This window comes from Corynebacterium xerosis NBRC 16721 = ATCC 373 (genome assembly GCF_001552415.1).
Classification (GTDB): domain Bacteria; phylum Actinomycetota; class Actinomycetes; order Mycobacteriales; family Mycobacteriaceae; genus Corynebacterium; species Corynebacterium xerosis.
Genome location: NZ_BCRD01000004.1, coordinates 303,023 through 310,274 on the forward strand (window position 1 = coordinate 303,023; position 7,252 = coordinate 310,274).

At 71.3% G+C, this 7,252-nt stretch carries 6 protein-coding genes; 5 read left to right on the forward strand and 1 reads right to left on the reverse strand.

Annotated features, from left to right (window positions below):
* Positions 1-146: 146 nt before the first annotated feature.
* From CX1_RS08700 to CX1_RS08720, 5 genes are all read left to right on the forward strand, one after another.
* Positions 147-1,163: a DNA-directed RNA polymerase subunit alpha gene (locus CX1_RS08700; RefSeq protein ID WP_046650833.1), complete on the forward strand. Its 1,017-nt coding sequence runs from the start codon at positions 147-149 to the stop codon at positions 1,161-1,163.
* Between the two features lie 41 nt (positions 1,164-1,204).
* Positions 1,205-1,771, forward strand: a complete 567-nt coding sequence (gene rplQ / locus CX1_RS08705; RefSeq protein WP_046650832.1) for a 50S ribosomal protein L17 — start codon at positions 1,205-1,207, stop codon at positions 1,769-1,771.
* 141 nt (positions 1,772-1,912) lie between these two features.
* Positions 1,913-2,887: a tRNA pseudouridine synthase A gene (locus CX1_RS08710; protein WP_082719246.1), complete on the forward strand. Its 975-nt coding sequence runs from the start codon at positions 1,913-1,915 to the stop codon at positions 2,885-2,887.
* Positions 2,888-2,933: 46 nt separating this feature from the next.
* Positions 2,934-5,297 (forward strand): DUF6541 family protein, encoded by a 2,364-nt coding sequence (locus tag CX1_RS08715; RefSeq protein ID WP_052753265.1) that lies wholly within the window; start codon positions 2,934-2,936, stop codon positions 5,295-5,297.
* 88 nt (positions 5,298-5,385) lie between these two features.
* On the forward strand, positions 5,386-6,084 hold the full coding sequence (locus CX1_RS08720; protein WP_046650831.1) for a hypothetical protein: 699 nt from the start codon (positions 5,386-5,388) through the stop codon (positions 6,082-6,084).
* Between the two features lie 24 nt (positions 6,085-6,108).
* On the opposite strand, the gene CX1_RS08725 is transcribed toward CX1_RS08720, so the two are convergent.
* Complete coding sequence (locus CX1_RS08725; protein WP_046650830.1) at positions 6,109-7,134, reverse strand: hypothetical protein; 1,026 nt, start codon at positions 7,132-7,134, stop codon at positions 6,109-6,111.
* Positions 7,135-7,252: the final 118 nt, after the last annotated feature.

Sequence of the window (7,252 nt, forward strand, 5' to 3'; positions counted from 1 at the left end):
CCCCTTCCGGGCGTCCGCGCCGAACCCCTTCGATCCGGCTTTGCGACGGCGACGGCATCCGTCGTCAAGCGCACTGGCCGGAGCACCTTCGCATCCCCATTCCCTACGGCGTCAAATAGCGGTCGCCACCAGGAGGATCACAGATCATGCTCATTTCCCAGCGTCCCACGCTCACCGAGGATTTCATCGATTCCTCGCGTTCCCGGTTCGTCATCGAGCCGCTGGAGCCCGGTTTCGGCTACACCCTCGGCAACTCGCTGCGCCGTACCCTGCTGTCGTCCATTCCGGGCGCGGCGGTGACGAGCATCCGCGTTGACGGCGTGCTGCACGAGTTCACCACCATCCCGGGCGTGAAGGAGGATGTCTCCGACATCATCCTGAACATCAAGGGCCTGGTGCTGAGCTCCGACTTCGACGAGCCGGCCACCGTGTACCTGCGTCGCGAGGGCGGCGGAGCCGTCACCGCGGCCGACGTGGAGTGCCCGGCGGGCGTGGAGATCCACAACCCGGATCACCACATCGCCACGCTCAACGACTCGGGTCGCCTGGACATCGAGATGGTCGTCGAGCGCGGCCGCGGCTACGTTCCCGCCCAGCCGAACTCCGGCGGCGAGATCGGCCGCATCCCGGTCGACCAGATCTACTCCCCGGTCCTGAAGGTCAGCTACAAGGTCGAGGCGACTCGCGTCGAGCAGCGCACCGACTTCGACAAGCTGGTCATCGACGTGGAGACGAAGAACTCCATCACCGCCCGCGACGCCATGGCGTCGGCCGGCAAGACCCTGGTGGAGCTCTTCGGCCTGGCCCGCGAGCTCAACGAGGCCGCCGAGGGCATCGAGATCGGCCCGTCCCCGCAGCATAACGAGGACATCGCCGCCTACTCCATGCCCATCGAGGACCTCGACTTCTCCATGCGCTCCTACAACTGCCTGAAGCGCGAGGAGATCCACACGGTCGGCGAACTCGCCGCCCGCACGGAGTCGGATCTGCTGGACATCCGCAACTTCGGCGACAAGTCCATCAACGAGGTCAAGGTCAAGCTCTCGGAGCTGGGCCTGGCGCTCAAGGACTCGCCGAACGATTTCGACCCGTCCACCGTGGAGGGCTACGACGCCGAGACCGGCGAATGGACCGAGGACGCGGAGGTCGGCTACGACGAGTAGCCGCTCAAGCGCACGCGACTTAAAAACACGAGGAGAATCCCATGCCCAAGCCCAAGAAGGGCGCCCGTCTCGGCGGCTCCGCTTCCCACCAGAAGAAGATTCTGGCGAACCTGGCGAAGCAGCTGTTCGAGCACGGCCAGATCAAGACCACCGACACCAAGGCCAAGCTGCTCCGCCCCTACGCGGAGAAGCTGATCACGAAGGCCAAGGGCGGCACCCTGGCGGACCGCCGCAACGCCGCGAAGCTGCTGAACGACAACTACGTCGTCCAGCACCTCTTCGACGAGCTGGCGCCGAAGTTCGCCAACCGCGAGGGCGGCTACACCCGCATCATCAAGCTGGGTAACCGCAAGGGCGACAACGCCCCCATCTCGCTGATCGCCCTGGTCACCGAGGAGACCGCTTCCGCCGAGGCCACCCGCGCCACCCGCGCGGCGGCTTCCAAGAAGGCCGAGGAGGCCGAGCAGGCCGAGCCGACCGAGGAGGAGGCCCCCGAGGTCGAGGCCGACGAGGCCACCGACGCCGAGGCCGAGGCCGAGGCCAAGGACGCCGACGCCGACGCCGACGCCGAGGCTGACGCCGACGCCGAGAAGGCCGACGAGAAGTAAGCCCCCGGGCCACTTTTCCCGTGGCGCCCCCCACCCGTTGATTCGGGTGGCGGGGCGCTTTCGCGATTCCGGGGTGCGCGCGGGTCGGTTGGGGAGTGCACGGCCGCCGTGGTTTGTGCCGGTCGCGGGTGCCGGGGGAGGATGGCGGGCGTGCATGACGACGACGTGATCGACTCGGCCGGAACACCCCCGGAGCTGGTGCGGCTGCGCCTGGACATCGCCTACGACGGCACCGATTTCCACGGGTGGGCGGCCCAGGGCGGGGCGAATGGCGCGGATCTGCGGACGGTGCAGGGCACCATCCAGGACGCGCTGTCGAAGGTGCTGCGCCATGACGCGCAATTGACGGTTGCCGGCCGCACCGACGCCGGCGTCCACGCCCTGGCGCAGGTCGCCCACGTCGACGTTCCCCGCCAGTCGCTGGACACCCGGTCCATCGCGGGCGATCCGGCGCGCCTGGTGCGCCGCCTGGCGCGTCTGCTGCCCGATGACGTGTCCATCCGCGGCTGCTCCTTCGCCCCGGAGGGCTTCGACGCGAGGTTTTCCGCTTTACGACGGCGCTACGTCTACCGCATCACCACCTCCGATGCGGGCCCGCTGCCGACGCGGGCGCGCGATACCGCGGCGTGGACGCGCAAGGTCGATCTGGATCTTTTGAGGGAGTCGGCCGAGGTGCTCGTCGGCCTCCACGACTTCGCGGCGTTTTGCCGGCATCGCCCCAACGCCACGACCATCCGGGATCTGCAGGCGTTCGAGTGGCGCGACATCTCCACCGACGCGGAACCGGAGCTGTACGAGGCCCGCGTCACCGCCGACGCCTTCTGCTGGTCGATGGTCCGTTCCCTGGTCGGCGGATGCCTGGCCACGGCGGAGGGGCGCCGTGCACCCGGCTTCACCGGCGGGCTGCTCGAGGAGCGGGAGCGGTCGCCGCTGGTGCCCGTGGCCCCGGCGAAGGGGCTGGCGTTGGCGGGCGTCGACTACCCCGATGATTCGGAGCTTGCGGCGCGGGCGGACAAGACCCGCGACATCCGGGTGCTGCCGGGGGAGGAGCACCGAGCGGCGGGCAAGGGCTGCCCGGAACGCAACCCGTGGTTCGACGGGATGCCCGACCGCTAGACTGACCGGGTCCCGCATTCCCCAGCTGCCCCGGAGGCTCATCACCGTGATTTGGCCCGCCATCGTGTTGGTCCTTTTGCTCGTCCTTCCGGGCGCGCTGCTGGGCGTGGCCTCCGGGCTCCGGCTCGGCTGGGCGCTGGCCATCGGCCCCGCGCTGACGTTCGCCGTCACGGGACTGGCCGGCTGGTTCTTCGGCGCAGTCGGCATCGCATACTCCACCATCACCGCCGCCCTCGTGTGGCTGGCGATGATCCTGGCCGCGCTGGTGTGGCGCCGCCTGGCCCCGAAGCGGGCCGATGCGGCGGCGCTGGCGTCGTTGAGCGAGGAGCCGGGCCGCGGCCGGGCGATCATCGCCCTGCCCGCCATCGCCGGCGTCGTGGTCGCATTCGTGACCATGGCCTGGGCGTCGCTGTCGCGGCTGGCGAAGGTGCCCGGCGGGATCGAGTCCATCCAACAGTCGTGGGACGTGCACTGGCACGGCTCGGTGATCAAGTACGCGCTGGACACCGGGATGGTGTCGTCGACGCGCATGGGCGAGATCCAGAACTTCGAGACCCGCGGCGACATGTACTACCCGGCCGCATGGCACGCGTTTGGCGCGGTGCTCGCCGACGTCTCCGGCATGAGCGTCCCGGCGACGGTGAACATCCTGGGCCTCGTCGCCCCGGCGCTGCTGATCCCGGTCGGGGCGGCGGCGCTGGCATGGCGCATGATCGACCGCGGCGGCTGGGCGGCGTCGATCGGCGCGGGCCTTGCCGCGGTGCTGACCACCGCGCTTCCGGTGCTGACGCCGATCAGCGTCTACGTCGGCGCGTGGCCGTACCTTTTGGGCATCGCGCTGACGGGCGCGACGTTCGCGGTGCTGACCTCGGTGCCGCACGCCCCGATCCGGATGTTCGCGTCGGCGCTGGCGCTGATCGGCATCGGGCAGCTTCACCCTTCTGCGGTGCCGGCGACGGTGCTGCTGGTGGGCTCCTGGTGGCTGTTCGGCCGCCTGTGGCGCCCCGTGCGCCCGGAGCTCGGGGCGGCGAAGTCGCGGCTGCGCGACGCCGGCCTGCTGGCGCTCCCCGGTGTCGTGGCGGCCGTGTTCCTGGTGCCGCAGTGGCTGTCGGGCGAGCAGCAGGCGGAGGACATCCGCGCGGAGTCCGCGACGGTCGACGTCGACCGCTGGGGCGCCTGGTACCGGGCGTTCGCCATGCTCACCCGCCACGCGGAGGACTACGGTTCGATCAAACCGGTCATCATCGCCGGCCTGATCGGCCTGGTGCTGCTGGCCGTGATGCTGCGTCGCTTCTGGCCGGTCGTGGCGTGGGCGGTGTCGGTGCTGTTCACCGCGCATGCGCTGAACACCTTCGGCGGCGTCGTCGGCGACGTGTTGGGCGTCTACGCGGGCCTGCACTACTCGACGCCGCACCGCCTGGTGCTGCAGACGGCGCTGCTGATCACCGCCGCCGGCGGCGCGGGCGTGGCCCTGCTGTTCGGTGTCGTGGCGGGGTACGCGGGCCGTCGTAAAGCGGAGGACCCGGAACGGGGCCCCGATGTGCGCGAGCGCTCCGGCGGCTCCGACGGCTTCGATGTCTCCGGCGAAGGCGGGGCCGGCGCCACCGCGGTGGCCGCGACCGGGGCCGCACGCACCGATCTGATCACCCGCCCCCACGTCCGCCCGGTGCCGGTGGTGCAGCTGGCCATCGCCGCGGCGCTGGTCGCCGGCTTCATCCCATGGGCGGTGCACATCATGGCGCCGGTCAATCACCACGCTTACGAGCAGATCCGCGACAACCGCCTGACCAGCGAGCGCGATCTGCGCGCCTTCGACTGGCTGGCGCAGCAGCCGGAGGCCCACGAGCACCGGGTGTTCACCAACCCCAACGAGGGCTCGGCGTGGATGTACATGCGCAACGACATCCCGACGGTGTTCCGCCACTTCGGCTGGCCCGACGCCGACGAGACCACCGCGACGTCGATGGTCTACTGGCACACCGACAAGATCGGCTGGGGCGAGCCGTGGGACACCACCGCCGCCAACCAGGTGGACCTGGCGCTGAAGAAGCTCGACGTGGGCTTCATTTACGTGTCGCCGCCGTACTTCTGGGGCGACCAGAAGATCAACATGCGCATGCAGGAGGGCGCGTGGTGGTCGCGGGGCCTGACGCCGGTGTATCGCGACGAGGAGGTCACCATCTACGCGGTCAACGGGGTAATCGACCCGGAGCGCATCGAGGAGATGCGCGCCCAGTCGCCGATGGACATGCCGCCGATGACCACCCGCGGCGAGGCGGGCGTGGCCGAGCCGGGCGACGACGATTACGACGACCCGCACGCGTGGGTGCCCGACTTCTCCAAGGCCTACCGCGGCGAGGGCTCGATCCTGCCGGAGGGCCAGGAGCCGCTGACGCTGCAGCCGAAGTAGGCGCGCCCCGGGTGAGGTGTCTCACGTGCCCGGGGGATCGGCCCAAATGGCTGGGTTCGACCGCCACGAGGACGTAGGGTGTGTGACCATGCGCAAGTTCACCACGTTCGCCGCCCTGGCCGCCTCGACCCTGTTCCTCGCCGGATGCTTCGGCGATGGCGGGACCGATGCGGACCCGGGGACGGTCGCGGACACGACGGCGACGACGTCGTCGTCGGCGACGCCGCTGGCCGAGCGCCCGCAGGAGGCGGCGCCGGCCGGCCCGACGGTCGCCGAGGTGCCGGACGACCGCTTCATGCCGCCGGGCGCGCAGAACGCCCGCGTGTTCCGCCTGGCCGATGGGGCGACGGAGTGCTTCGCCAACTCGCTGGGCTCGGATTCCTTCCTGACGTGCCGCACGAACTTCGCCAACCCGCCGATGGTGCAGAGCTACGAGGGCGGGCAGATCGCGGCCAACGCGGTGACGTGGTCGCCGGGCGCCGCCCCGACGTTCGCGCACATGAACTTCCCGGACACCGGTTTCGGCCCGGAGACGCTGCACCCCTACGAGCGGGTGTCCATGTTCGGCTTCACCTGCACCGCGTACGGCGATGCGACGGTGGAGTGCTCCGGCCCGGGCGGCAGCGCGTCGCTGGATGCCGGCAACGTCACCGGTGCGATCGTGCCGGAGCCGCAGGAGGCCCCGGCCCCCGCGCCGGAGGAGGCCCCCGCCCCGCCTGCTGCGCCGCTGCCGGGCATCGAGGTCCCCGGCATGGAGGATCTGTTTGGCCCGCAGCCGGGCCAGTAGGGCACGGCTTTACGACGCCGCCCGTCAGCCCATTGCCGAGAACATCGGCACCGCCCTGACGGGCGTTTTCTCGTCTCCGATGGTCAGGTGCCACGCATGGTCGCCGATGGTCAGCGAAGGCGGGGCATGTTCGGCGGGCAGGGCCGTGGTGGCGGTGCCGTCGGCGTCGTGAAGCACGACCGTCGGGGTGCCGGGCCGCCGGACCACCCGCGCACCCCCGTCCAGGACCAGCACGTCGAGCGTGGGATCGCCCGCGGCGGGGACCAGCACCGCGCCGTGGTCGAGGAGGACGCCGAACTGCCGCGGGCGGTGGGTGCGGATGCCGACGCGCGCGCCGGTCAGCAGCGTGGGGACCAGCAGCTCCGGGAGGCGGCCGGCGTCGGCGACGACGTCGAGCCGGTCGATCGAGGGCAACGACATGACCAGCGGGCCGCCGTCGCGCGAGGTGCCGACCAGCTGCGCCGGCGCCGGTGGCACCTCGACGTCGTGGGCCGGAGTGAACCACAGGTGCGGGCGGCGGACGTGACCGCGGCCAGGAGCGCGGGCCAACAGCCGTTCGGCATCGGTGCCGGAGGGATTCGCGGTGGCCGCGGTGAACTCGGTGCCGGACAGGGGCCGCGCCCGCAGCCCCAGCAGGCCCAGGCGGTGGACGAAGAACTCCAGCCGCGCCCGGTCATGCTCGGCGGGGCCGCCGACGAGGACGCTGATCCAGTCGGAGTCGGCGACTCCGAGCCGTCCGGCGAAACTGCGGTACCGGTGGGCGACCTCGCCGCCGGGCCGGGCGGTGGTCCGCAGCACCGACACCACGTCGACGGGCACCGGACATTCCGTCACGGCATCGACCAGCGCCGACGCGGGGAGAAGGTTCCGCCCCGCGGCCGTGACCCGGACTCCGGCGGTCGGCACCGGGTGCGGTCCCCGCCACGCGTCGCGCAGCGATCGCCCGCGAAACGGAACGTGCAGCCCCGCCACGGCCAGCGCCGACGCCCCCACCGCCAACGGCGCGGCATGGTCCGCCACGAACCCCGACACCGATGCCCAATCCATCATCGCCACCCCCCGGCTCTCCCGCGGCGCATCCCCCGCGCCGGGCCACCCGCTCGGGCGGCCGTCGACGGGCAGCATATCGGCGGCTGGCCTAGGCTGCCCTGCGAAAGACATGGGTCAA

Coding starts and splice junctions, on each gene's coding strand:
- CX1_RS08700 (WP_046650833.1), top strand. CDS start 147: ATGCTCATTTCCCAGCGTCCCACGCTCACCGAGGATTTCATCGATTCC.
- rplQ (WP_046650832.1), top strand. CDS start 1,205: ATGCCCAAGCCCAAGAAGGGCGCCCGTCTCGGCGGCTCCGCTTCCCAC.
- CX1_RS08710 (WP_082719246.1), top strand. CDS start 1,913: ATGGCGGGCGTGCATGACGACGACGTGATCGACTCGGCCGGAACACCC.
- CX1_RS08720 (WP_046650831.1), top strand. CDS start 5,386: ATGCGCAAGTTCACCACGTTCGCCGCCCTGGCCGCCTCGACCCTGTTC.
- CX1_RS08725 (WP_046650830.1), bottom strand. CDS start 7,134: ATGATGGATTGGGCATCGGTGTCGGGGTTCGTGGCGGACCATGCCGCG.